The 24,634-nt window shown below is 40.2% G+C and carries 21 protein-coding genes; 4 read left to right on the top strand and 17 right to left on the bottom strand.

The window, feature by feature from the left end:
* Positions 1-29 precede the first annotated feature (29 nt).
* The 15 genes from FMM05_RS00245 to FMM05_RS00175 form a co-directional block, all read right to left on the bottom strand.
* A complete protein-coding gene (locus FMM05_RS00245; RefSeq protein ID WP_143371342.1) occupies positions 30-4,064 on the bottom strand; it encodes a hypothetical protein in 4,035 nt (1,344 codons plus the stop codon).
* An 833-nt stretch (positions 4,065-4,897) separates the two neighbouring features.
* The gene (locus FMM05_RS00240; RefSeq protein ID WP_143371341.1) at positions 4,898-5,560 is read right to left on the bottom strand and encodes a hypothetical protein; all 663 of its coding nucleotides are present in this window, start codon (positions 5,558-5,560) and stop codon (positions 4,898-4,900) included.
* 119 nt (positions 5,561-5,679) lie between these two features.
* Positions 5,680-6,348: a hypothetical protein gene (locus FMM05_RS00235; RefSeq protein WP_143371340.1), complete on the bottom strand. Its 669-nt coding sequence runs from the start codon at positions 6,346-6,348 to the stop codon at positions 5,680-5,682.
* Positions 6,349-6,395: 47 nt separating this feature from the next.
* A complete protein-coding gene (locus tag FMM05_RS00230) occupies positions 6,396-7,304 on the bottom strand; it encodes a toll/interleukin-1 receptor domain-containing protein (RefSeq protein WP_143371339.1) in 909 nt (302 codons plus the stop codon).
* A gap of 81 nt (positions 7,305-7,385) precedes the next feature.
* Complete coding sequence (locus FMM05_RS00225) at positions 7,386-8,390, bottom strand: adenylate/guanylate cyclase domain-containing protein (RefSeq protein ID WP_143371338.1); 1,005 nt, start codon at positions 8,388-8,390, stop codon at positions 7,386-7,388.
* A gap of 45 nt (positions 8,391-8,435) precedes the next feature.
* Positions 8,436-8,948 carry a Pycsar system effector family protein gene (locus FMM05_RS00220; RefSeq protein ID WP_143371337.1) on the bottom strand — a complete coding sequence of 171 codons (513 nt, stop codon included), beginning with the start codon at positions 8,946-8,948 and terminating at the stop codon, positions 8,436-8,438.
* A 180-nt stretch (positions 8,949-9,128) separates the two neighbouring features.
* Positions 9,129-9,932, bottom strand: a complete 804-nt coding sequence (locus tag FMM05_RS00215; RefSeq protein WP_143371336.1) for a PRTRC system ThiF family protein — start codon at positions 9,930-9,932, stop codon at positions 9,129-9,131.
* A complete protein-coding gene (locus tag FMM05_RS00210) occupies positions 9,929-10,651 on the bottom strand; it encodes a PRTRC system protein B (protein ID WP_143371335.1) in 723 nt (240 codons plus the stop codon). The genes FMM05_RS00215 and FMM05_RS00210 overlap by 4 nt, the downstream gene beginning before the upstream one ends.
* Positions 10,648-11,727: a hypothetical protein gene (locus FMM05_RS00205; RefSeq protein WP_143371334.1), complete on the bottom strand. Its 1,080-nt coding sequence runs from the start codon at positions 11,725-11,727 to the stop codon at positions 10,648-10,650. Before FMM05_RS00205 ends, FMM05_RS00210 begins: the two co-directional genes overlap by 4 nt.
* Before the next feature lie 56 nt (positions 11,728-11,783).
* Entirely contained in the window at positions 11,784-12,002 is a 219-nt protein-coding gene (locus FMM05_RS00200) for a PRTRC system protein C (protein ID WP_143371333.1), read from the bottom strand.
* A 2-nt stretch (positions 12,003-12,004) separates the two neighbouring features.
* Entirely contained in the window at positions 12,005-12,535 is a 531-nt protein-coding gene (locus tag FMM05_RS00195; protein ID WP_143371332.1) for a PRTRC system protein E, read from the bottom strand.
* Between the two features lie 10 nt (positions 12,536-12,545).
* Positions 12,546-12,785 carry a hypothetical protein gene (locus tag FMM05_RS00190; protein ID WP_143371331.1) on the bottom strand — a complete coding sequence of 80 codons (240 nt, stop codon included), beginning with the start codon at positions 12,783-12,785 and terminating at the stop codon, positions 12,546-12,548.
* Between the two features lie 12 nt (positions 12,786-12,797).
* Positions 12,798-13,175 carry a hypothetical protein gene (locus FMM05_RS00185; RefSeq protein ID WP_143371330.1) on the bottom strand — a complete coding sequence of 126 codons (378 nt, stop codon included), beginning with the start codon at positions 13,173-13,175 and terminating at the stop codon, positions 12,798-12,800.
* 56 nt (positions 13,176-13,231) lie between these two features.
* The gene (locus FMM05_RS00180) at positions 13,232-14,302 is read right to left on the bottom strand and encodes a DUF932 domain-containing protein (RefSeq protein WP_143371329.1); all 1,071 of its coding nucleotides are present in this window, start codon (positions 14,300-14,302) and stop codon (positions 13,232-13,234) included.
* A 44-nt stretch (positions 14,303-14,346) separates the two neighbouring features.
* Complete coding sequence (locus tag FMM05_RS00175; RefSeq protein ID WP_143371328.1) at positions 14,347-14,745, bottom strand: single-stranded DNA-binding protein; 399 nt, start codon at positions 14,743-14,745, stop codon at positions 14,347-14,349.
* 387 nt (positions 14,746-15,132) lie between these two features.
* Here FMM05_RS00175 and FMM05_RS00170 point away from each other — a divergent pair, with 387 nt between their 5' ends.
* Positions 15,133-15,648: a hypothetical protein gene (locus FMM05_RS00170; protein ID WP_143371327.1), complete on the top strand. Its 516-nt coding sequence runs from the start codon at positions 15,133-15,135 to the stop codon at positions 15,646-15,648.
* A gap of 24 nt (positions 15,649-15,672) precedes the next feature.
* Complete coding sequence (locus tag FMM05_RS00165; protein WP_143371326.1) at positions 15,673-16,506, top strand: hypothetical protein; 834 nt, start codon at positions 15,673-15,675, stop codon at positions 16,504-16,506.
* A gap of 2 nt (positions 16,507-16,508) precedes the next feature.
* Here the strand turns inward: FMM05_RS00165 and FMM05_RS00160 are convergent, their stop codons facing one another.
* Entirely contained in the window at positions 16,509-17,072 is a 564-nt protein-coding gene (locus FMM05_RS00160) for a DUF7010 family protein (protein ID WP_143371325.1), read from the bottom strand.
* 142 nt (positions 17,073-17,214) lie between these two features.
* Positions 17,215-20,229, bottom strand: a complete 3,015-nt coding sequence (locus FMM05_RS00155; RefSeq protein ID WP_143371324.1) for a P-loop NTPase fold protein — start codon at positions 20,227-20,229, stop codon at positions 17,215-17,217.
* A 671-nt stretch (positions 20,230-20,900) separates the two neighbouring features.
* Between FMM05_RS00155 and FMM05_RS00150 the strand changes: the two genes are divergently transcribed.
* The gene (locus FMM05_RS00150) at positions 20,901-22,310 is read left to right on the top strand and encodes a trypsin-like serine protease (protein ID WP_143371323.1); all 1,410 of its coding nucleotides are present in this window, start codon (positions 20,901-20,903) and stop codon (positions 22,308-22,310) included.
* Between the two features lie 2 nt (positions 22,311-22,312).
* A complete protein-coding gene (locus FMM05_RS00145; protein ID WP_143371322.1) occupies positions 22,313-24,211 on the top strand; it encodes a hypothetical protein in 1,899 nt (632 codons plus the stop codon).
* Positions 24,212-24,634 lie beyond the last annotated feature (423 nt).

The following is a 24,634-nucleotide window of genomic DNA, read 5'->3' as shown; positions in this document are numbered from 1 at the left end:
ACGGTAGTAATCGCTTTGTCGATAGCTCGTTACTTCTTCTTCCTAGGAAATCGATTTTTTAGACTTTCAAGCTGTTCTGGGGGGATTGAGCCTACAACTTTTGGACCAGGCAAAATATATTCACGCTTTTTGGCTGGTAGAATTTCTATTTCTTCTATTTCTTCAATAGCAACAATTTTTTCTTCTTCGGTGACTAAATTTGCTTCCTGCGTTTCTTCAATATTTGATTTTTTAGGTGCATCAATCGCAACGCTTTCTTGGAAATTAGACAATTTACGTACATCAATGGCAAATAGTCCATCGTGTCGAAATCCAACATAAAAAGTTACACGAGATGTTTCATCTTTGCCCTCAATAAAATTACCTGCAGTTGGAACAAAAAATGCTTCTATTCCAGATTTAAGGGCAATTTTCCCTTGTTGTCTACTACTTATTTGAATAATAGTACCTTCTACGCGCTCCAGCATTGAATCGTCTCCGTATGGCTTTTCTTTATGATTTATAAGGCAATCAATACCATTGCCTTTTCCATACCATTCAAATGAATATTTGCTATTTCTTGACATCTCCCTGCATTTACTTATAAACATGGTTGCCTCATCTTTATAGATTGTACTAAATGAATCACCGGCCTCAATGGTAAGACATACGTATAGGATATATAAATAGTAAGATGCTTCTAAGTTTAAAATCTTTGAATTCTCGCTGTTATTGTACCAGATTTTTAATCTGGATATGATTTCTTCTGTTGATATATCGATGTGAGAATATCTAACTAATTTGAACCATAATCTCAATGTTAAAATACTGTGGGGATCTTGCAGAATATTGTCATTAAGGGCTTTTTCTATATTTTTTATTTCTTCATCCCTCAACTTATACCATGCTTCATCTATTTTTTTGTAATTTCCTTGCACCTTATTCAAAAGAGTTGAATGAATGTACATTAAGCGTAATTGGGGACGATATGCACGATCTGCTTTATCTATCAAATTTTTAAACATTTCAATTGATGTCCCATAATTACCTAAAAGTTCGTATGAGTGACCTTCGCTTGAAGAAATATAATATCTTGCTTTTGCGATTTTGTTAGTTTTTCCCAGCGTTTCCTGTTGCTCAATTAATATCTGAGCTTCGTCAATTAATTTCTTAACTGTATAATATTGGTCTAAATACCATGTATGCTCGGGGCTTGTGATAAACTTTTCTTTTTTCTCAATACCTGATAATTCACGTCCAAAGTCAATGGCTAAAATTAAAGTTTGTATCTGAGCAACATAAGCGTGTATGTTATATGGATTTATTGAACGACTTGTATTAAAATACGTATTTGCCTCGTCACTAAGCTCTATAATATAAGATTCTGAAAATGTAGTGGTCTGGCTTTTATTATAATTTCTTTTTAAAAACTCAATATGCCTGCGTTTACACATCCCCCCAAGATGTTGAAGATTGTAATCATTTTCTCCATCGAAGTCAAGTGCGCTCTTGATGTAAGTTTCTGCTTCGAAAAATTCTGCTTGTTCCTCAGCCTTTTCGTACAAAAAGCGGGCTAAATGACCTAAAAAATGGCTTTCATTGGGATAGGCTTCAACCAAAGCAGTGAGGACAGCTTTTTGTTTCTCTTTTACTGCTATATCTCTTATCAAAAAGGAGAACTGATCATTATTTACGTTACTGTGCCATTGCTCTTCCGTACCTAATAAGTCCTCATTATTTCTTTCAAAGAAAACACTTTTTAATATAGCCCTTGTTTCATCGACTAAATATTCATTATTGGTTTTAATTATCTTAATGAGCTCAAGGGAATACATATCAATTTGGTCTTTCCAATTATCAACCTTTTTTCCTCCTAAAAGAATTATCAATACCGTCTCCGCAAACTTTGAAAATCGGGGACGCCAGTACTCGGTGTAGATATAATCGTCCTGATCAAATTCCTGAATAAGGATTTTCCTTATATATTGATTAGCAAACGCTACTTGACGTAATTCTTCCGAAAGTCCCTTTCTGAATAATGACCTAAAAATCAGTTCCGAAACACTTTTTTGTGAATAATAATATATAATTGAAGCGAAAACGGTGAATTTAGCTTGATCATCGCTCATTTTTTCCGTGTAAGCCTCAATGTATTCTATCAGTTTGCTTTTACTATAATCTCTTTCGTTAATGGCCAATGAAAAATCTATTACCTCACTTTCCGCAGGTTGTCTTTTTGCTAAAGCCTCAATCGTCGTTTTATCAGTTGTATATATACCTGTTTTAGCTAAAAACTTATCACGTTCACTAATATCGGCCATTGCATCGTTAAGGTATAATGAAAATTCTCCTGGCCTACCAATTTGAAGAGTTCTTCTTATATAAAGGAAGCATACAGTTTGCTTACTGGCATTGCAAGTTCTAATTAATTCTTCCACATCATTTAGACCCATATTTGAAGCTTCCACGACAGCCAATACTGGGCGATTAACTTTTTCCAAAAAAATTGAAATTGATTTGTAGGTATTGACTTTTTCAAAATGCGTTACTACAATTGTAGGAAACAGGCTTCTTAAATCGAATGCTACCCGATGGGCAAGCGTGGTACCCCCCGCGCCAGGTTTGTGGAAAAGTTCAAATTTTAATGATTTTTTTGTTAAAGTTAAATGGGACTTTAATTTCAACAATAATTCGTCATATTTTGCTCGTTTTGCCTCAATATCGATGGATAAATCTTTCCATGTTATCTGCTCTCCTTGATAAAAAGCAGGAACCTGATTTGCAGCAATGTAGATTGTACTTTGTTCAATGTTCTTATAAACAATGCTAACATGATTATCTAAGAGCTTATTATAAATATCCGATATATCTATATCTGTTTGCTCCCCGGCAATTGTTCGACCAGGAACTATGATCTTATCATTTTCTAGCTCTTGTTTACTTAGAACATTGGCTAGGTTACTAATAATCGTTTGTAGTGATAAGTTGTAAGCTTTGTAATTAATATCAAATTTGTCAAATTTGTCTATCTCGGTAAGAGTATCGAAGTTTTCTGATATAAATACATGACGGATTAAATCATTTCCTACATTATCTATTTGAGAAACTATACGAGTAATCTCTTCAATATATTCTACATCATCCCAAAGGTAAATTATCACGTAGCGATGTACAGCTTTTGAAAAAAAATCAGAAAATAATTCCTTTATAAAAAGGTGGTATCTATTGCTGAGCCAACTCTTAACATTTTTTGTTATAGTGTCGGCAATTGTTTTTAATCCATTGGCAAAGAGCCAGTTTACACTGCCATACGCACCTGTTCCAACTATATTCCTTTGCCCCTTTTGTTTAATCGTTAATGGGACAAAACCTGAGCCTACAGTCTTTTCGAATGATTTAAACAAGCCATGTTCTTTTGAATCGGGATTAAAGTCAATAACAAATGACCAATTAATTCTTGCTAATACTTCTAATTGATTTAAGCTACAATCTTTATACACAGGAGGCGCAACTAAGATGTATTTATTCTGCTTAGAAAATCCGTCAACATAATTATAAAGCTCATCCCAATCAGACACTTCTAATGTTTCAATTAAATCTTGGCTAATTTTTCCGTTATAGGCATTTGTAATGTCGGCCGGAATATCAATTCCAATTTTTTTGTACAACAATTCAGTTAAGTGAAAAGACTGTGATTTGCATAACTCGGCATTTGCCTTATAATCTATAGGAAAATTGGGATTATGTACCGCCGTCCTTGCTTTTTTTTGCAGATCAATCAATTTACTGAAGTCGCTTGCAGAAAAAAAACTTTCGTCTTTTGCTATGTTCAGGTATTCTTGGTAATCGAGATATTTTTGCTGCCCCGTAGGATTTAGATGGCGATCTAATTCGCCTAAGATAATTTCTTCACCATTTAAATCGCCAAACTTTTCTAAAATATATATTTTCAATAGAGCCTCACCACTTTTACGAAAATCTCCAAGTGTGTGTTCATAATCATTCTTATAATAAAAGCTTAATGCAAAGACAACATGCTTTTTGTATTCGTTTATTTTATTAGAAAGTAGTGGCGTGATGGTCATATGGTAGGTCTAAGGTATTTATCAAATAGATAATGATGGTAGGTTTTTCCGGAGATATTATGAATATAGTAAATGTAATTATTTGTCCGGCATCAAGTATCCAATAATTCAATTTTTTATTTATAAAACATTATTACCCCATTAGTTCCTTTCATCTTTTTAAACCTTTACCATCAAGATGATTGTTTTAATTCGGAAACAAACTTAACATACTTTATAGGCGAAAGACAAAATCCATATTGACTGACGAAGATTAATTCATCGATTAAAAACTATAAAAAAGCAAATAAATTTAGAGCATGACATACCCAAGCCGTTGTTGCAGTGAGAACGAAGCCAAGCGCCGCTAGCTCATTGGATCAAAAGCAGCGATTTATCACTACAATAAGTGTTGCCAGTTCCATTGTAGCAGCTGCCAATACCATGGTAGTCTCTCGCACTAATTACGGGCTGACAATCATGATTTCGGTTTTTATTTCCTTCATTTTATCTATATATGCAGCACGTATTGTATGATTTGCTGTTAAAGTATTAGGGATAGGAAGCTATTCAGTTTTAGGCCCTTCTAAGATTAATTTGAAAGATAACAAACAAGAGTACCAAAAGCATCTGATTAACTAGCTGATTATGCGCGGGAATAATAATTTAAAAACTATCAATTCAAAGGTAGATAACTTAAGAATGTCGCAGGAGTACTATAAAAGAGATATTATAATAATTTGTATTTATTCATTTGAAGTATATGGTCAAGCATCGTCCAATATTTATTATCATGCTGAAACGATTTTTAATGTAGATTCTGCGTTTGCTTAAATATGAGCTTACTATCAATATTACCCTCTGCCTTTAAAAAATCTGCGATATAACCAGGCACCTATGAGTCCAAGCACAATATAGACTCCGATATCGGATTCGCTTTTATCGCCAGCCGCGTTATGTTTTCCTGATGTATCAGCTTCTAACTTTTGAGGTTGCACGTATAATTCCCTGGGTGCATGCGATAAAACCCAATCTTTAAAATATTCATAATTGAAAAGCTTATTTTTTTCAGCTGAAATATTAATTTCTAAAACCCGCTCGTTGTTATTTAGGTAAACGTCTAACGTTGAACTTTCAATTTGATGGGAAAATAAAATTTCTACAATCAGTGAGGTGCTTTGGTTGGTGATATAAGCGTCGGGACGTTTGCTGTATTTAGTCATTTCGATATCGCAGCTTGAATACGAAAATGATTCATCTTCGCTGATTTTTAGAGAAGTAGATTTTTTTATAATCTCCTTTGCTGCAAAATGGAAAATGCTTTCCAATGTGCCCTGACAATCCGTGCCCGGCTTATGTCTAAAAAATTTCTGTCTATTTAAAACCTGTGGATGAACAGCTTGTAAATCTTTGCCACATTCTAAACATATACAATTACATTTATTACCATTTGAAACCATTCCGGCATCGTAGATAGCACTTGTTAATTTGTCTTTGCCGAAAGGTATTTTTAACATTTAAAGTTTAAGTTTAATACGATGGATAATGTTGAAATAAAACGAATTATCATAATGTCGATACGGATAGCGTCTCAATTCAACAGATTACGTCACCATTCAAAACAGCCTTATTGCACTTAAAATTTGAACGGAACCTGATCACCCACTATAGTTGCTATTTGCAATATGGACGCTAAGTACCAGCCCAGGCTTCTACGCCTGTGAACTCCGGTGATTTGGCGTCCCATTGGTATCTCAAAAAAAGTATTGGAGGGATCATTGAGCTTTAATTGCTCAAACTGATATTGTCTCGGCCAAACATCGTAGCTTCTGCAAGAGGTAACAACTGCTTCTGCATCAGGATACAGTTTGATGAATGCAACCAGATCGTCGATTAATTTGGGAGTATCCGTAGCTGACCAAAAGATTATTTTTCGATCATGTGCGATTAGAAGACAATGGAAATCCTCACCCATCTTGGTGAAACTACTAACAGCATAAGTTGCTGCCAGATAATCTTTGTAACGTGCTATGGATGGTGTTTTACCAGCAGCAGTGGGTCCGGAGAATAGAAGAAAATTCATGATGAAGGTTTGGATAATAATATGTCTTGTAAAAATACAATTAATAGCCTTACGGTACTTAACAAGGTCTATATCATTTAAAAAATTAGCAAATTGTAATCGAACTCTAATGAAAATCGGCGATGTGCCAATCCTTGGAATGTAGCATCGAGCATCAATAATAAGCGTCCCACAATTATCCTTACTAAGAAACCCGATTGAGCGACGAAGGGCTGCCAACATGCCTGTTAAAAAATTTGGCTATAAAATATCCCTTGTCCTATTCGTCATCACGTTAGATGGTTGTTTTTTATGATTTTGTCGGCCAGGTCGGTCAGAGGTTTAGCTTTCCAATGCTCCACATCCATATTAAGATATAGGGCTGAATTAAAAAAATCAGGAAGCTCTTTGGAAGGGTTGTCTCTTATTACGGGAATAATTTGTCCTTTAAAACGTCCCTTCAAAATTTGATTCGAAAGCAAGGAAGCTTCATATCCTGCACCTGATGGTGAAGTTTTTCTGTCGTTGGCCTTTTTTGTATAAGAACTTGAACAAATTGCTATAATTACAGGAATGCTTACAGCCTTCTCCATAAACTCAGTAAGTTCCTGCCCGAATTCGACTGAATTACGATCCATTATGACGCGTATTTGCCTTAACGCTAATTCTTGGGCGAGTTCATTTATCCACTTTAGATGTTCGGGTGAATGCCAAGAATATGAGAAGAAAGCTTTAGCAATTAGATGATCCGGACTAATTAAATCTATTCCATTCCCCCATGGCGATCTATAAAATAAGGCGACGGTATCAAGCGACTGGGCAGGATATCTAAGTCTTCCTGGTGACCATAATTCTAATCTCATGTCTAATGTTCCCAAAACGCATTCGCGGTCAACTGGTATATTAATGCTGAAGTGTCGTTCGGAATTCTGAGCAACTTCAAATCGTAAAGATTGCTTTTGTCCATTGGTAAAATCCCGGTCTGAGTCAAATAATACTTCAGCGTGTTGATTTTCTGCGAAAGCTAACTTTATGACAATGTAAGTAGTTCCAGTTTCATCAAAATTATTTTTTATTATTCCATTGATTTGAAATGAGCTACCAGTTTCTACGATATAGCTTGATTTTTCACACTCAGTAATTGCAAAATGCTGAAAAGAATGAAGCGGCCAATGGCTTCCAAAGTCAGGGGATGTCATAATAGTATGTTTAGGTTGTTGATTTTATTCTAAAAAATCTCCATTTAAATAACAATAAATTTACACAAATGATTTTTTCTATTATTCAAATTTCCAAATCAAGTCAGTGCCATACACTTTACCATCGACATTTTTAATTTTTTGCTTTTGCTCCATCCAAAAATGTGCTTTAGTAATCGCAGCAGAAGGATTTTCTGCCAATAATCCATTGTATACTTTTTCTGTAAGCAAAATTGAGGGATAAATAATTTTTCGTTCTAATCGCTCAAATGAAATCATTTTGCCTCCAGAGTTATAATATCCATTGCCATTTGAATGCATGGTAAAACTGCTAGCAAATTCAGATTCTGACATTTCAACGGTTTCTGTTGTAGAAAGATAAAATGGTGCAGATGGATCATAGCTCCCCATGTTGGCTATGCCAGGAAAATCAAATAGAGGGAATATTGATCTTATCGCTCTAGGATTTATTGGGTTTCTTACAACCTTGTAATAAGTCTGCATAATTTCTTTGTGCCCCATGTCGGTTAGTCGGGATGCTATATTGGCTGGGTAGCCAGCCCAAATCAAACCTTTATTTTGCGGTCCCTCGGTACCGTTACGTTGTATGCCAACTTTAATAACCTTTAATTCACCGTAATCAATCCCAATGCCGCATTTAAAATCAACATTAGCAAACTTAATGTTCAAGATTTTACGTGTAATGTGGTTAATTGTAATTGCACACTTCACAGCATTTGTAAAACAGTTGGATTTTGGAAAGACAATCATAACACGGTCGCCGATAATATTTCTCGTATGCCCGCCATGATGCCTGCCTGCTTTAATGACTGCTTTGGTAAATGCAGTATAAATTTTACCCATTGTAATAGACTTGTGTTTTTCAGTAAGAGCAACGGAATTTCTAATGTCTACGTACAAAACACAGGTTTCCAAAATTTTGCCCTTCTTTTCCTTCGTTCGTTCGTAGCTTAACCCCGGATCGTTAAAACTTGGAACATCACCCGTTCCTGTATAGACAAACTGGGTATTTAATACGTCGGCGACATCAGTTTCGATTTCTGCTATAATAGATTTTTCAGCCATTTAAGTTAGATTACTGATTTACATATTAGTTCATCGTTTATCATGCTATAGATTATTTATAAGGTATGAAAAGACAGATAGAATAAGGATGACAAGGCTTCCAATAAAGAAACGTAACGACCAGCCAACGCTCCGGTATTTAAGCCAGGCGATTTTAGATATAACATGAATCTGTTCAGTTATTTCATCGGTTAATTTGTCTTCATCGTCAATGATAGCCTGTGCGCGTGTTTTATAAGCAGCTTTAGAAAGGTCTTTGTAGATATGACCAAAATATATAATTGAAGTGGAGGTGTCGTTCCTAAGGACGGGGTTGACGGACAAAAAAGCAAAAACGACGGATGTTAAGCTGAATGCGCCATATAAGAAAATCAGGAATAGAAGCCAGCCGGAAGATTTAACGGCATCAAAAACGGAACTGGAATTAGAGTAAGCAATAGTAAATATAATTCCGTATACAGTTAGTACTAATGTTGCTTTTGTTTCGGAAAAGCGCAGCCATTCTATGTTTAGCTGTAAAATTTCCCAATATTTTTCGGAGTGTTTTGGTTCGTACATGGCTTTAGGTTACGTATGCATTAAAGATACAATATAATTAAGCACAACCTTTGTCATTCAATATTACACTAAAAAAAAAGCAGCTACCAACCTGAACTGGGAAGTTCGGGTTGGCGGCTGCACCGCTTTGAGCGCCCCGCAATTCCCTGACGAAGGAAGCCAATTGCGGGGCGGCGGGCGTTAGCCCACCGCTATAGGTTCAGATTTAAAATTGGCAAGATTCAGGAAAAAACCCCTGTATACAGTCATCCCTTCACGGAACAAACTCCACAACAGCGAGCCGCCCAAATCCGCCAGTGCGGGGTTTATAAACAAATCCTGTTTTAAAAGTGCTTCAGCCAGAGAACAACTCGGTTCACTGTTGTCCGCTTCTGCCAATAGCTGTTCTGCGAATTCTTCAGTAACAAAAGGTAAGTAAGAAATCGCCCTGTACTTTTGCGAATCTGGCTGTTTAACACGGTAAATGGTCGATAGTATAACCTGACCTGACTTACGGGCATTGCCCATGTCCATCCAATAGAGTGGCTTAATATTGTCAAAAGTGTTATTAGCGTCTAAATTGGATAAAGCCTCCGCAATGTCAAAGCGTGCCGATACGGTATCGACACAGGAAATATAGATATTTGCCCTGCCACGCATCGGCAGGTTGCGCATTTTCTTTCTTTGAAAAGGCTTGGTGACAGCTTTCCAGTTGGTGCCAAAAAATCGGTTGACCCTATTTATCAATGCTACGGATTTATGTAAACCAATTTCGGTAGCTGCAAAAAGCTGCCTGCCTTTATTCGCCTCGGTTACCACATCATCATCATATAAGTAGACCTGTAAGCCTGGGTGTCCCAGTTCAATGAGGCTACAGTTTATTTTTGCAAGTGCGGTAAGCATATGAGAGCCTGTTCCACCTGCCCCGATAAGGTTTACCAGTATCGGGTTGGTCGGGTTCAGCAAATAATTATCGGTATAATGGATTGGAGGTAGCGTATTCATTGCAGTAATTGTTTAAGTGTTATACCTTTTTTAATGAGGGCTTTGGTGGGGAACTGTTTTTTTGTCCCCGCCAAGCTTTGCCACAATTGTATGATATTGCCCTTGACGGGGCTTTGCCCACCAATAACATGGCTGAAATAGCTTTCAAAAAAATACCGCTGCCATTGCTCAATGAATTCCTCTAACATGCAATCGGTTTGAATGGCAACCTTAACTGTGCCCATGCAAACCCGCCCATCGTCATGGATGTTGAAAAAGGGCGCTTTGTAGAGCGGGGTCTGTTCGTTGATAGCGGTATCATCGGCTAAGGCAAATATTTTAAGGGTGGTCTTTGATGCTTTCCACAATAGTGCGGGTATGGCTACTTTTCCACTTGGGATGGTCAGCGCCTCCTCGAAATATAAGTTTGTGTATTGTTTAGGGGTATGCCACAGTGCAAAACCCTTATGGTCAGGGTTGATGTACAATACGTTCTTGGGCAGTAAGCCTTTAGGCTTTAGAAAGTTTCGCTTTAATTCCGATGATGCATCCAAGGCATTCGCCAGTTGGCTGCTTTCGGTTAGGCTTAATGGGTGCGCATTAATCGGGTAGCCGTTACTGTCCATATCATAGCCTTCCACATACATAGTGTTAACCACATCACTTTGTTTGTTTTCATAAACCACAAAAGCTTTTACGGGACGGTATAATGTGCCGAAATTCTCTGTTATATTTTTCATGGGAGTTCATTTAAAAGGGTACATAAATCATTCAGCAGCGCAAAGAGCCTGTACTCAAAATCAAGCCCTTTTCCCTCAGGGATACCTTCGGTATCGAAAACCTCGATTAATGCGGGTTGTTCCATCTCGCAGCATTCGTTGAATGCATCGTTGAGCATCAGGGTTACCTGCTCGAACAGGCTGCCTGAGGTATCAGAGATAAAGGAGATGTACTGGAAAGCCTCTACAATCGGTTCGTCCACATCTTCAGGTTCATCGCAAACCATGTTGCGGAAAATGTTTTGGTCGGGATACTCCTGAAAGAGTGCCAACGCCTTTTTAGCTACATTCAGGCACGACCAATTGAGATAGCCGCCTGTTTCAAAACTTGCAACACGCGCTGCAAAGCTATCAAGATGGCGCAGGTCAAAAACCTGCTCCAGTACGGCTTCGCCATTTTTTAAAGCAGTGGTGGTTTCGCCTGTAAGGCTGTTTTCCTGTTCATCACCCTCTTCATACCATTCTTTAAGGCACTCGTAATACCCGAAGAGGTAACTGTCCTCTTCGGTATAAAAAGGCAATCGGGCTACGTGGTAGAGGTAAGCAAATACGGATAGAAGCAATTCTGCGGTCTGCCGCTGCGCTGAATCCTGCAAGAGCCGGTATAGGGGTAGTACCGGGATATAGTGCAATGTCCTGCCTGTAGCGTACGAATTATTTACTTGCAGTTGCAATTTTCCCGTACCGTCCTGTATGATGGATAGTGCTGCATCCTGCCCTGAATTGCGCAGTTGCCTTTGCGCATTATCATACGCAAGTAAAATGTTGTAGGGATAGGCTTTATCATTAAAGTCCTCCGCGATAAAGCCTTTCGACTTGGCAAGGGTTGACAGGCAGCGAAAAAACTGATGCTCTGCACTCGTTTGGGCGGGTGTCTCCTCTGAGGCTTCATACAGGGGCAGGAACTGATGCCTTAAAAAACCATCGGCAGTAAGTGGGGCGGGGCAGCCGCTGCCTTGTTGCCCTGTACTTCCTGCGCATCGGGTAGCCTGTTCTGGTCTTTTACGAATGTGCCTATTTGCTGATAAAGTTTCCATTGGGTTTCTTTTTGGGGCGGGGTAATACGCCCTGTTACTAATTTCGTTTTCATGGTTTATCCTTTTGTGCCGAGTTGGGTTATGAATTTATACTGCACCTGGTCATTGTTAATTTCAGGCCCCTGTATGGTGGCGGTAGTGAGTATGGGGTAGGTCTGGGCATAGAAATTCAGTACTGCCTCAGGACTAAAAGCCCCTGACGGGTCGGCAAGTTCAATGTCCTGCCCTTTATCCTTGAAGGAAAATACCCTTTGTAATTGCGTGGCTACTAACATGGCTATTCAGATTTTGGTTCGTTAAATAAATCGGGTGCGAATTGTGCTGAAAGTGCTGCCTTACGGCTGCACAGGGTTTCAGCCTCGTCGGGATAATCCTGCGGGGATGGCACTTTCATCCACGCCTCTTTATATTTGCCCTCCGCTTCGAGTTCGTCCACCTTTTTCAGGGCTTCCTCATATTTTTTCTGCTTGTCGGTCTTGTCCTTATCCGCCTTAGCTGCCTTTTCTTTTTCCATCTGCGAGGCTTGTTTTGCCTGTTCCCGCTGTTTCAGGTAACTTTCCATATTAGTAAACAGGGCTGCGGTTTGTTGCACGGGATTGGCGACGGCATTAAAAAATCCCTCGTCCAGTTCGGCAACCGTACCCCTTAAGATGATGGGCGGTACTTTTTTTCGCGCATCGTCGCCAACCTTATCGTCGTAAAAAAGTACCGAAACAATCAGCCTTTCTGTGTTTTCACTTGTAATATTGATATTCCACCCGCCCTGAACCTGTAGGGCTGCAATGGATTGAAAAAAGTTCGTTTCCATAATCTTGTGTTTAATGTCCTGTAATGAATAAAAGGATAGCAGCTACAATGAGAAGAAATGATGCGAGCATCAGTGCCTTTTCAAAAAGGGTGGTAAATAATGCCTTGCCGTAGCTGCTGAAATGCTGCATACCGCCCAAGCCCCTGCGGTAGAACCTGCGGCTGTTTACCCACAGGCGTATCACAATGCCGATAGCCAAAAGGCTTAGGCTTTTAGGGTGCGCTGTTATAAATGCTGTTATTGTTTCCATGATAAATAGGGTTTAAATTGAAAAAAACAAGTCAAATGCTTTATAAAAGTCCATGTTCTCCAGTCGCCTTTTTGTGGTATAGCCCCTGAGGCAATGGATGGAATATAGCGCCTGATACCCGTCAAATAACTGGTCGGTAAACAGCCTTTGGTTGTGGTAGAGTTTTTTCCCGTACTGCTTTATGATGTCATGGCCATGCTGTACAAGGCGCAGCCAAAAATCAAAGTCAAAAAATGCGTTATCCCACTTTGCACGGTATTCTGTTTCATTTTCCTCAATGGCAAGTGACATGCCCTGCATGGTTTCGATATAGGCAGGCACTTCGTCGGGAAATAGCCCAAAAAGCAACTTTGCTTTTTCGACGTTATTCAGGTGCTTAAATGTTTTCATGGCGTATAGTGTATTATGGGACAGGCTAACTGCCTGTCCCTGTTAGCTTATATGATTTAATTCAGTAATAGGATGCCGTTACCATCTTTGGCAAAGCTGCTGCACAGTTCAAAAGCTTTTTGAGCCTTTCCCTGCGCCGTACCACCCATGATGATGGATTGCAGTTTGGCTTCGTCATCCTTGTAATTGCGTACATTTTGGTAGTACCCTGTCACGGCATTGTATGCCCCGAATAATGTCCCTTTTGTCGTTTCCATTTGTTGGGTATCGCTTATCATGGCGTAGGCGAAGGCTTCATCCACCGTATTTTTGAATACGGTGGATAATTCATCTTCCGCACCTTTTTTCAAAAGGTCAAAGGTTTCCTTGTTAGGGCAGAGGGCAAGCTGAATGAGTTTTTTTACTTCGTTATCCGTAACCTTAACTGTAGCCCAGTCATTAAAAATTCCCTCTAACTGGCTGCTCAGGGTATTGGCCAGTCCCATAACTTTATGGGCATCTTCCAAACGCTGTTTTGCCCCTGCCGTATGCTTGATGCGTACTACGTTGCTCATGTTTCGCAAGGCCGCATTAACGGTATTTTGACAGACAACCCTGATGGGCGTAAATGCTGCGGTTATGCTTCCGCTTCCATCATGGGAGGTGGTCAGGAATATGTATTTTTCGGTTACGTCCTCGCCATTGCCTACACGGATATAGCCCGGCAGTTTGGCAGTTATGAAAATACGTTCCCCATTGCCTAACGCCCCTGCCGTCTCGTACAGGATGCCATCCCCACCACCTACGATAGCGTCAAAGAAGGCAAAGGCATCCCTGTTCTGCACAATATGGTAATCCCTGCCCACCACACCGAGTACGGCATTGTTGTCGGTGCGCACGTTAGCAAAATAATTCGGTACGGCTACCTCGCCACCTGTCTCCAAGCCGCTTGCGGTTTGTATAATATCGGAGCCTTTGGTGTACAGCGGTGCTTTAGCTACCTCGTAGTCCAGCCCTGCATGTTTTATCGCCTCGGCACTTGTGGGGTACTCGGTTACGATTTGCCCCAAGTTGTGCCATGCTTTTTCTTTTACGCTAAAGAAAGAATAGCGTCCTGTATGCTCGTTGAAATTCAGATTATGTGCCATGATTTCTAAGATTTTAATGATTAAAGAATTGAAAGTTTGAAAGATTAAAAAGGAAGGTCGTCTTCGGGTGCTGCTGTGTTTTGCCCCTGCACGGTCAGGTCTATGGCTGCCCGTTCCGCTTCTTCCGCTTTTTTAGCAAATGCTAACACCTTAAAGTCGTTGGTGTGGAAAGTCAGGCTTCCGACTGCCTGCCCGTCCATGTTGTTGTACACGTCCATCCCGATGCGCCCAATTACCTGTACCACTGCGCCTTTTTTCAGCACCTTTGCACGGTTGGCACTTAGCCAATAGGCACATCTGATGTAGGTCACTACGTCTTTGTACTCGCTACTGCCTTTAGGCTTGTAGCTGTCGTTGATGGCAATACTGAAATTGACCACCTCTTTGTCCCCGTTTACCGTTTTTACGGTAGCGTCTGCTGTAACACGTCCTGCGATTTCCATGACTAAAAAATTTAAGTTTTACATTTTTCACGTATCCCTTTTTTAAAGCCGTCTGCCTCACTCAAAAACATAAAAGTTTTTCACAAAGAAAAAACGGTAAAAAAGAAAGCCAGTTGAAAGCGGGCGGTAAGCCAGTGGAGCGCTATAAGTCCCGAAGGGTGGCGTAGCCATTATGCGCGCGCAACAGGCGTCTCACGCTAACTTAGCTGCCCTTTTTAGCCGTTTTCTTGATGGAAAACTATCATCAACTCCGGTAGATCAATAAAGCCTCAACCCATCGCAACATTGCAGTGGAAGAACAAAATGCCTTTTAAAATTGTAGTTTAGTAATAGCGATAGTGTGCCAGAGCATTAGTAAATTAGTATTTTACCAGTACTTACTTCAGCATGAATAAAAGCCGGTCCAATTTTTACCTAAGCATCATTGCAGGCACTTTAATCCTGTGGGGATGTTCCATTCCCGAAATGGAGATTCTGCCGATAGATGTCGCATTTAATAGGCAAATGATCACAAAGGATGGGTTGGATAAACGCCTTTTTCCCTTTGATGAAGTATTTCAATATTACGAGGTTCGTCATGCATCCAAAATAAAAGCGGATGCCCTGCGCTCCAAGCTATTGGCCTATACCCACAAACACTACAGCACTGATGCGTTAAAGAAAGCCAGAAGTTTCACAGTTTTCTTTTATAAGGGCGGCAGCTTAAAAGGGTATAAAGACATGCTTTACCGGTCAGCCTCGCAAAACGCGGAGGGAAATTTAACCGATCAAAACGATAACTTATTGGCAGAGATCCGGCTGGCTGTTCTAAAGGATGATAGCACCCGCTATATTCAAACCACCTGGCAATTTCCTAAGGGAGAAAAAGCAGTGATGACCAGTGATACCCTAACGATCCAATAACCTAAAAGCAAACCTTTTGAATCAATGAACACTGTAAAAAGAAACCTATACCTGATTATAATTGGCCTGTTCGCAGGCTTTCTTACCAATTGCCAAAACCCCCAGCGCCAGGTAGTCCAAAGCGAATCGCCAGATAAATTAACAGGAACCTGGACAATGATAAAAGAAAGTGGTGGTAAATACGCGCTAATGGATTGTGGTGATGGCAGTGAAACAATTGAGCTTACCGCTGATTCTGTTTTGCATAAAGGGATCATGGAAGAAACGGGCAGCAAAATAGACCACCGCGCTCGTAGTGGCGATAGCACGGCTATTTACCTTGACAAAGCCGGGACTTCCTATTATAAGTTAGTCAAGCCCGATATGCAAACCGGGATATCGAAATGGTTAATCAAAGAAGGCGACGGACCGGAAATTGAGAAGTTTTTTGTGGATAAAGCCCACCTTGCAACTATCAAGAAATCGAAGGGTACAGCATCTGACTGCGGGACAAATTTAAGTGCAGGGGATCCCGTGGATGATTCCCTTGTAATCGGTAATGGCAGCCTAACAGCCAGCATTGAGGGGGGCAACTGCATTTCGATAAGGGATAAAAGCGGGAACATGCAATTTGAGCGTTGCCTGGATGAGGGTAATATCATAGAGCTACGAAAAGTCAAAGGTGATTTTTTACCGCTGACTTTTATGAGCGGGCCGCATTCGATGGATGCTGACTTTTTCCTCAGGGGCAAAGAATGGACCACTAAAAGCATTACCTTTTATAGGCATACTGAAAGCGGTGATGTGAAGACTACTAAGGCAATGGATGTCTCGTTACGTGATTTTGATTTTGGAAGCGTGGCTGAAAGCTTTGAATAACTTTATACGGATTGACTTTGCTGCTTCGTCCTATTCATCAAAATGATAATTGTGACACTATAAATAATCACAATAGCTAGGGGAATACAAACAAACCGGTGCGCCGGAAATAGGTACCACAGTAACAGTACAGCTATAGTACGAACGAGCGAATGAAATATACCCACCCAGTGGTCAATGATCCAACTCAGGGGAAGCCACATCAGACCCGTTAGTATTCCTACAGTTAATGGAAGTGAAGTATAATCTTCCATAAAAAAAGGAATGGCGATAGAGTAAACCAAGACTGCTTGCGCGACTGTATAAAAAAACAGCCTGTCAAAGGTGTTTTTTGGTTTGCTTTGATTAAGGAAGTCCTCACCGGTTAGCTTCGAGATGCCCATACTTAAATAAACGATAGAACCTGTAGCGACAAACAGTACCCAAACGGTAACTTCATCAGAAAACAATAAACCCGAAATAAATACTGTTAACCAGGCTATTAAACCGGCTATAGGTGTAGCCAAAAGTTTGCTTTGTTTGAACTCGTTCCTTTGTTCTTCAAGTGTCCTGCTATTTTGTTCCATGTTTCCGGTATGAGATTAAATAAATTAGTAACAAAGACATTGAGCTAACATAATTGTGCATCAGGGATTGGAGCGGATATCCTTTTCTGATAAGAAAAGATTGCAGCGAAAAGCGCGGCCGAAGGGATGCCCTAATCATAACTTACCAGATGCCTGAATTTATAATATCCGAGATCTTAACTGGGAGTTGCCTGCTACTGCCCTTACATAGTTCAAAAAGATCCTCATCGCATTTCCACGTCATGCCCTCTTTTTTTACTTCCTCAAGTAATGTTTGGTAATGAGTGTAATTCTCCGCTTTTTGTATAAAGTCGTCAAATTTTTCTGCGCGTTCACTGCAATCAGAACCTTCGAAAAATCCTTTCTCGGTGTCCCATTGTATAGCCTGGACTAACAGAGGCCACCTCACCATAATGATTAGCCAGCGGCTAAGGATATCGTCTTCAATCGTAAGCAAGCCTTTTCCGGGTATCGTAAACCTGAAGAAGTGATAAAATAAGAAAAGATTTAGGAACCGTTTGATCGTTCTTGGCGAGTCAAGATATTCACCTATGTCTATGATGATGTTTTCCAGTTCATTATCGTCTACCTGAAAACTCCTGAAGGCACTTGCCAAAATTTCGTCCTGGAGATTTACGATCAATTGAGGGCTGAATTTTTTGATCTCTTTTTCGAGGATTTCCTTTTGCTCGGTAAAAATTTCAAACGGGTCGGTCCTGGTCATAATATCGCGTTGCAATGCCTCATATTCACCACGTAACTGTTGCTGCCTATCAAGGGGAATGATGCTGCTCTCGTCGATCATGGGAAGTAATGCGTCTACAAACGAGCGTTTGATATCGTCACTCATGACCGGTAAGTTAATGGTCAGTTGTGAGAATTTTTCCAAAAAGAAGCGGCCGATTGTACTGTGCTCGCTTTCAAGTTTACCCAGCTTGGCAGATATCTTTTCGTAAGCCGCATCGAGTGATGCCGTAACAATTCTCGGATCCTGGCCAATGATGAAATAACAATTTGAAAGTTCCCCGGTCATAAACGCATTTATTGCCTCAACTACATCTGCAATGACATTAGGCGAACACCGGTCAAGGTCATCAATAAAAATGACTGCCGGTTTATCGATGCTTACGGCCAGCTTAACAGCATTTTTAAGATCTTGCTCTACTTCATGCAGGTAGCCGGTTTTGGAACGATATTCAGGCCGCGATAAAAACTTCGAAAAATCGATGTCAGGAACCTTCGAAAATTCGAGATTAACTCTTTGCGCCGCAGCGAGTATCCCTGCAACGATGGGTAAGGTAATAAATGCCTTAGAATTATTTTTTACAAAATCGGGCAGTATCTCAGAAAAAGAATCTGAAGAAAAGATGTAAGTCAACAGGCCGGTTATTAACAGGTAAATAAAAGGGAAAAATATTTTTCTCAGGAAACTTAGCCCTAATTCCCACTTAATCTTACTGATATCTACACGACTGATGTTAAGCCTGAACCAAAATTTTTGACGGTCAAGCGGAGCAAGTTGCGCAGCTAACTGCAAAATGATCTCGTCTGCAAGGCCCGCCCAAACCTGCTCGCTTTTTTGAAATTTCCATGCATTAAACCATATCACGGGATTTTCCAACGGCCTATTAAAATCTCTTTGATCCTTTGAAAGACTCCACCAAATCAACTTCAGATAAGATACGGGTTTATCGCTTTTTTCGCGATTTTCCAGGTTAGGGTTTATTCTTTTTTCGATAAACCGCATTAGGCTTGTTTTACCTTTACCCCAAGGTGCCATAATACTAATATTGAACGGGGGACTACTTAGCTTCGATGTAATAAGCCGGGCCACAATGGAGGCATATGTCTCGTAATGTAGCAGGTCTTCCTTGGCATATATATCGGAGTGCATCAATAATTTCAGATTTCGCTGGCGTATCGCCTCAGCTATTTCAAAGGCTTCAGCCGGTTCGTCCTCAACTAAAGGGCTATCGTTTGTCGCTATATCTGATAAAGGAACAGAAATATAGTCCCGCTCCAATTCAACATTCCATAGTTCCTTTAAATCCGGAATGTACAGTATCCTGGAATACAGTGAACCGTTGTTTTCAGGATTGGCACAAATAAGGCCTTTGGACCTAAAGTAGTCACCAATGGCATAGGTAATCTCTTCCTGTGCGATACCTCCAAAAAGCTCTTTGGCAACAAGCATCCTATGGCGGGCAGAGAGCATGGTTAAATTCTCCGAAGGCTGCCTCAAGTAAAGGATGGCATTCCTGATACTTAATGGAAGCGTATCATACTCCTGGCCTGACGCTTTAAATGCTATCAGGTTTTCTATCCAGCGGGTTTGATTGACCGAGGATCGCGCCAGGGTCCTTTTATCCTCATACAGGTTCCAGACCGCTTTATTATAAGCGCTGCGGTCAATATAGGCTACCAGTTCACCACATAAAGTTAGGAAGCCAAATTCCGGAGTGCCTTCAGGGAAGGTGTACAGGAACTTACTAAAGACTATTTTAGATTCTTTAAATTTATCCAGTATTGCATTATAAAAGTCTCTTTCACCCTGATGGTCATAATACTGGGAGCACTTCTGTTTGGCACGCTCGAAATAAAATTCAGGCATCTTAAGCTGCTCTTCAACCCAGGAAATGGCTTTGATATCGTCGGTCGTATAATCAAAAACCAACCTTTTGGCCGTTTTACCGCTTACCTCACCATTCATTTTTTCAATTTGCTCCGCAGTTTTCAGATCAACGATATGTATTGTTATTTCTTTTTCCGGCAACAACTCGTTTAAAGTGGCTACGGTCAGATTGTAAACCTTGTTAGGTTCCAGGCTGCCTGCTCCCGCGCCAAGTAGTGGCATTGCAATACTTTTGACATCTTCGGGGCAATCTGCCTTTAAGTTGTGTATGATCCGGTAGATAGCGGTATAGGTACTTGTGAAATCGTTTACACTACAGGCAAGGGCAAGGTATTTTGCATTTGTTGCTGTAACGGGCCGAATTGTGACCCCTCCAAGGTCCGCTGTGGCAATAGGGTCGCTTACCCCAAAGAGGTAAAGCAATTTTTGAAAGGGATCAGAAAGCGTACCTCTTGTTGATTGTGGTAGGACAATCATATCGGCTTTCGTGGTTGCTACAATTGGAGAAGTTACAAAGTTGACCATAAGAAGATTGGTTAAGGTTGACGCAAGTTAAGCATTTGCATGAAACGAACATTCCTGATTATTAAGATTTTATATAGGTTACCGCAGAGAAGAATTTAGGCTCCGCTGCCCGATTTTGACACAACTCGAGTTTGTGCTTATGGCATTACAACGTCCCTGCAAAGCACCTTAGTGAGTGCTTCGGATACTTAATTAGGTAACCCCCTGAAGGCTTGTTGCTTTTTTGTAATGTTTAAGCAAATTACTAAGTATCCAGCAGTTGAAAATACCCAACAATGGGTATTTTATTAAATACTTCTAAGGCAGGCTGAGCCCTTGCGGCCATCTGTAAAACGAGTATTATATTAAAGACGCGAACACGACTGATTCGTTAAACGTCATGTTCATCGTAATGAAATGGCACCACAAAGCATTAACTATAGTTCTTAACAAGTTCTTTATCACGGATAGTACGGCAATAAAAACTAAAAATACCTATAAATGGGTATTGTTAATATCGATTGCTTTCACTAAGTTTCCTGTAAATTATTCTAAACCAACATCATATGCACAAGTTATCTCATCTAAGGCTAAAATCCGGCCCTTTGTAACAAGTTCCGTCCTATTACTTTACATGCCCTTTAAATCACAGTCGGGTAAAAATTTATATTGTATAATTTAAAGTAATTAGTATGTCTGGAACACTGGAAAAAGGTATTGGTATCGCCATCATGTTGTTTATATTAAGCATGATCTCCGAACGCGTTGTAACGTGGATAAAAATATATTTTGGCAAGCAGGGGCGGCGGCTTTGGTTCCTGTTTAATAATGATAAGAAAAATTTACGGGAAGTAAACAGTAAGGAAGACGAAAAATCGATGGAGGTTAGGGTACTTGGCCTAAATATTTGCATAAGTATCTTCATAGCTATCGGTGCAAATGCCAATTTTTTCGCGATTTTTAAAGCAAGCGACCCTTTCATGGCTGTTGGATGGGAAAACCAGCAATGGGATTTTTCCTTAAACGGGTTGGGTTTTGTATTTTATACGTTGATCGGTTGTGCCCTTACCGGGTTGTTTATCAGCCTGGGCTCAAAGTTTTGGCATGACATGCTGGATCTTTTATTTTATACCAAGAACCTGCGTGAGAAACTTAGCCAAAAACAAACGTATGAGGCCTCAAGTACTGATGAACTGGATGAATACCTGGCATTGGACGGTTCTGAATTAGCGCAGTTGGCCGTTGATCAAAATGGCTCTTATTTAAAAGTTAAATTCCCGAACATCAATTTTCTTACTGATTCTGTCGCCATAATTGATAGCCAGCGTAAAAATGTGGTAGCTATCTATTTAATTGACAGCAATGTAACAAACCTGCCTGCCCATGTCCCGGTAAAATTGCCAAGCGGAAAAGTCCATCAGGTTGAAACGGAAATAATTACTGATGTTGGTATTGGTAAGCCCTCAGCCGGGCTTGACGGAAGTGTCGCCAAAAAGAGCGCTCCCGGTTACCAGGGTTCGGCATGCTGTGTTGCAACAGACGCAAGTGGCTTTACTTACCTGGTCACCAACTGTCACGTATTGACGGAAGGCGACCTTAAAAGCCCACAGGATGAAACTGGGAATGAAGATGTGCTATATAACCAAAAGGACACAGGGGACTGGTCTTTTGGCAGTATGGATAAAAGGGGTGATTTTGCCCTTGTGAAACTTAAAAACCCGGACCAATTTATAAATGCCAATGAGCCTCAATCCTATGGTGGCAGATTAAAAAAGATTACCACAGCCGATCACTTTAAGGAAGTAAATATTGCCGGCAGGGTGACTACCGGTAAGGGTTACATCATAGAAAATGTAAAGAATGATGTGGGCATCATGTATAATTACGGCAATTCTTTAAAATTTAACGAAGCCATCCTCGTCGGTAACATTTCCGACCGAAAAAAGTGCAGGCCTGCTTCAGAGCAAGGCGATTCCGGTGGAGCGGTATACGATAATGACCAGAACCTCATTGGTATAATCACGGGTTTGATCGAGGGGAAATTTAGTATCGTTATCCCGCTGCATCAATTTGTATCAGACAACACCTTAAATATTTATTAGATATGAAGAAACTTTACAAATTCTTACTGATTTTATCGTTGGCTGCGGCATGGAATCATAGCGCTGCCCAGGTTACGGGGTTTCCTGCCAAGGACGTCCTTACCTTGCACAAGCTTTTAAGTGACGGGACCTCACCAGAAACCATTGCCGGGATACTGGCGTACTATTACAATGATCCGACAATAAACGCCAGCAACTATAAAAGCAAGGTACAGGCATCCAGCAACATCTTCCTTAATAACCCTATCGTTCTGAATAAGATGGCCAATGGAGTCGGCCCAGTTTTAGGTACGCCTACAGCAGCCGGTTCGGCCATATTGGGGGCGAATGTAACCAACTATGCCGATGGCATTGCGAAATTCCTGATCAGTCGCGGTAAAAAAGAACTGTCTATGGCTTTCTTTGAAACCATGAAGAAAGACCTGAAAAAGTTCCCCGAAGTGCGTTACCTGTTCCCTAGAACTGTTGAGATCATCGATAATATTGAAAGCCATAATATAATGACATTATTGCAAGAGCTCAGGGATGCCTTTACCAAGGACATCGTTAATGAAGCTCAAAATATTTTATCACTAAGTGAGATGGATGCTGTAAAAGATTGTCCCAATAGCGATACTGATTGCCAGAAGCGGGCTGCTGCCATTAAGACAGCCTTGCAGAGTAAGCCTTTGGTGGTCGCTCTAAACCTCATCCAAAATTTTGTGGAAGGCAACACCATAATAACAGGCTTTGACAAAGTGATAAATGACCCGCTTATATGTACCGCTACTGACGAGTATACCAATTATCTGAAATTAACAAATATACTCCTCAGTTCGCTGCGAACAGAGAAAGAGGGTGAAGGCATCTTTATTACGGAAAACACCTTACGTACAATTTTTTCCTCAAGTGAAATATTGAATTTATATTTTGGCTTGGTTTATCAACAGTATTCCAAGCATCCGTGCTACTTAAACCTGAAGATTGGCACAGCGGATCTTGCGACAATCTTCACTAACATTTTAACTAACCATCAAAAATTCCTTGGAACTTTATCCTCTTTAGATAACATTAATGTAGCGTATAAGGCCTTAAGGGTCAAGATAACTGCCGGTGAAAAGATCGAGACGACATATTATGCTTCTTTCGTAACTACATCGTTAGGAGCAATTGGTAATATAGCCGAAAGCTATGCCAAGGTGATGAACGTAACTTTACCGGCCGATCTTACATTAACAATTAAAAATCTCGAAACCGGGAGGGGCCTTTGCATTGATATCCAACAGAGGAATTACCCGGGTATCTTTAACGGATGTATCAAACTTATAAATGATAACAAGATTTTTGTGGATCAAAAAGCTAAAGAAAAAACTGTTAAATATCTTTCATTTGCCGCTAACCTGGCTTCAGCCACAACTTCTGATGAAGTGGAGAACGTGATTGAGTCTGTGGCACTGCCGCCTGGAAGTTATTCTGTAAAACAAAAATCATCGTGGAATATAGCGTTGAATGGCTATATAGGGTACGCAGCCGATTTCAATGGCGGCCTGTATGCACATGGTTTTTATGCACCGGTCGGATTAGCATTCAGTAAGGGGCTTAGCTCAAAGGGCCAATGGGCAATCACGATCTTTTCATCTATAATAGACGTGGGCGGGATTGTTTCCTATCGTTTAAAAGACAGCGAAACGGAATCACTAAAACAGGAAGTACGTCTGGAAAGCATTATTTCACCATCAGCCCAACTCGTCATTGGCATCCCCAAAACGCCTATTGCCGTAAGCGCAGGGTGGCGTATGTCACCTAAATTATTTTACTCCGGGGGTGATACCTTTGAGTCTGTCCCGGCCAAGAGCGTATTTAATATTGGGGTCTTAATTGACATACCAATCTTTACTTTTTTCAACCGTACTTATAATTGATAGCAAGGAGTTAAATGAAATGAGGTTGTATTAAAAGTGAAATTGAGGCTCTGAGAATCGTCTGTACGAAAACTATCTCAGCCACCTATCCGAATAATTTAAAGAAAAAAGAGGCTGTCTCGTACTTATGAGACAGCCTCTTTTTTTTAGCTAAAGCAGTGTTATGTCGGCGATTTTGTTTGACGCCTTACTCAAAAGATATAGGACGTGTTGCTTTCAGGACGATAGATTCATCTTTAAGGCTACCATAGTTTATCACGTAAAATTTATACTTTCCCGTATTTTGATTTGTAATACATCAAAAAATACAGCACCTACACCATATTATTGAAAATTCAAGTGTGATTATAGCATCCTTATGCTGGGAAAAAACAATCGACTTTCAACAGTATTATTATTCTTTATAAAGTATGGGGAGCTGTA

Origin of the sequence: Flavobacterium zepuense (genome assembly GCF_007097145.1) — a bacterium.
Taxonomy (GTDB): Bacteria; Bacteroidota; Bacteroidia; order Flavobacteriales; family Flavobacteriaceae; genus Flavobacterium; species Flavobacterium zepuense.
The sequence above is the reverse complement of the archived record's forward strand: the minus strand, read 5'-3'. Positions and strand labels throughout refer to the sequence as shown.

Bases quoted from the DNA above. Each gene is read 5' to 3' on its own strand.
- FMM05_RS00160 (WP_143371325.1), bottom strand. From the start codon at position 17,072: ATGGAACAAAATAGCAGGACACTTGAAGAACAAAGGAACGAGTTCAAA.
- FMM05_RS00210 (WP_143371335.1), bottom strand. From the start codon at position 10,651: ATGAAAAATATAACAGAGAATTTCGGCACATTATACCGTCCCGTAAAA.
- FMM05_RS00170 (WP_143371327.1), top strand. From the start codon at position 15,133: ATGAATAAAAGCCGGTCCAATTTTTACCTAAGCATCATTGCAGGCACT.
- FMM05_RS00185 (WP_143371330.1), bottom strand. From the start codon at position 13,175: ATGAAAACATTTAAGCACCTGAATAACGTCGAAAAAGCAAAGTTGCTT.
- FMM05_RS00155 (WP_143371324.1), bottom strand. From the start codon at position 20,229: ATGGTCAACTTTGTAACTTCTCCAATTGTAGCAACCACGAAAGCCGAT.
- FMM05_RS00150 (WP_143371323.1), top strand. From the start codon at position 20,901: ATGTCTGGAACACTGGAAAAAGGTATTGGTATCGCCATCATGTTGTTT.
- FMM05_RS00220 (WP_143371337.1), bottom strand. From the start codon at position 8,948: ATGTACGAACCAAAACACTCCGAAAAATATTGGGAAATTTTACAGCTA.
- FMM05_RS00230 (WP_143371339.1), bottom strand. From the start codon at position 7,304: ATGACATCCCCTGACTTTGGAAGCCATTGGCCGCTTCATTCTTTTCAG.
- FMM05_RS00190 (WP_143371331.1), bottom strand. From the start codon at position 12,785: ATGGAAACAATAACAGCATTTATAACAGCGCACCCTAAAAGCCTAAGC.
- FMM05_RS00215 (WP_143371336.1), bottom strand. From the start codon at position 9,932: ATGAATACGCTACCTCCAATCCATTATACCGATAATTATTTGCTGAAC.
- FMM05_RS00225 (WP_143371338.1), bottom strand. From the start codon at position 8,390: ATGGCTGAAAAATCTATTATAGCAGAAATCGAAACTGATGTCGCCGAC.
- FMM05_RS00145 (WP_143371322.1), top strand. From the start codon at position 22,313: ATGAAGAAACTTTACAAATTCTTACTGATTTTATCGTTGGCTGCGGCA.
- FMM05_RS00240 (WP_143371341.1), bottom strand. From the start codon at position 5,560: ATGTTAAAAATACCTTTCGGCAAAGACAAATTAACAAGTGCTATCTAC.
- FMM05_RS00200 (WP_143371333.1), bottom strand. From the start codon at position 12,002: ATGTTAGTAGCCACGCAATTACAAAGGGTATTTTCCTTCAAGGATAAA.
- FMM05_RS00235 (WP_143371340.1), bottom strand. From the start codon at position 6,348: ATGTTGGCAGCCCTTCGTCGCTCAATCGGGTTTCTTAGTAAGGATAAT.
- FMM05_RS00175 (WP_143371328.1), bottom strand. From the start codon at position 14,745: ATGGAAATCGCAGGACGTGTTACAGCAGACGCTACCGTAAAAACGGTA.
- FMM05_RS00245 (WP_143371342.1), bottom strand. From the start codon at position 4,064: ATGACCATCACGCCACTACTTTCTAATAAAATAAACGAATACAAAAAG.
- FMM05_RS00180 (WP_143371329.1), bottom strand. From the start codon at position 14,302: ATGGCACATAATCTGAATTTCAACGAGCATACAGGACGCTATTCTTTC.
- FMM05_RS00165 (WP_143371326.1), top strand. From the start codon at position 15,673: ATGAACACTGTAAAAAGAAACCTATACCTGATTATAATTGGCCTGTTC.
- FMM05_RS00195 (WP_143371332.1), bottom strand. From the start codon at position 12,535: ATGGAAACGAACTTTTTTCAATCCATTGCAGCCCTACAGGTTCAGGGC.
- FMM05_RS00205 (WP_143371334.1), bottom strand. From the start codon at position 11,727: ATGGAAACTTTATCAGCAAATAGGCACATTCGTAAAAGACCAGAACAG.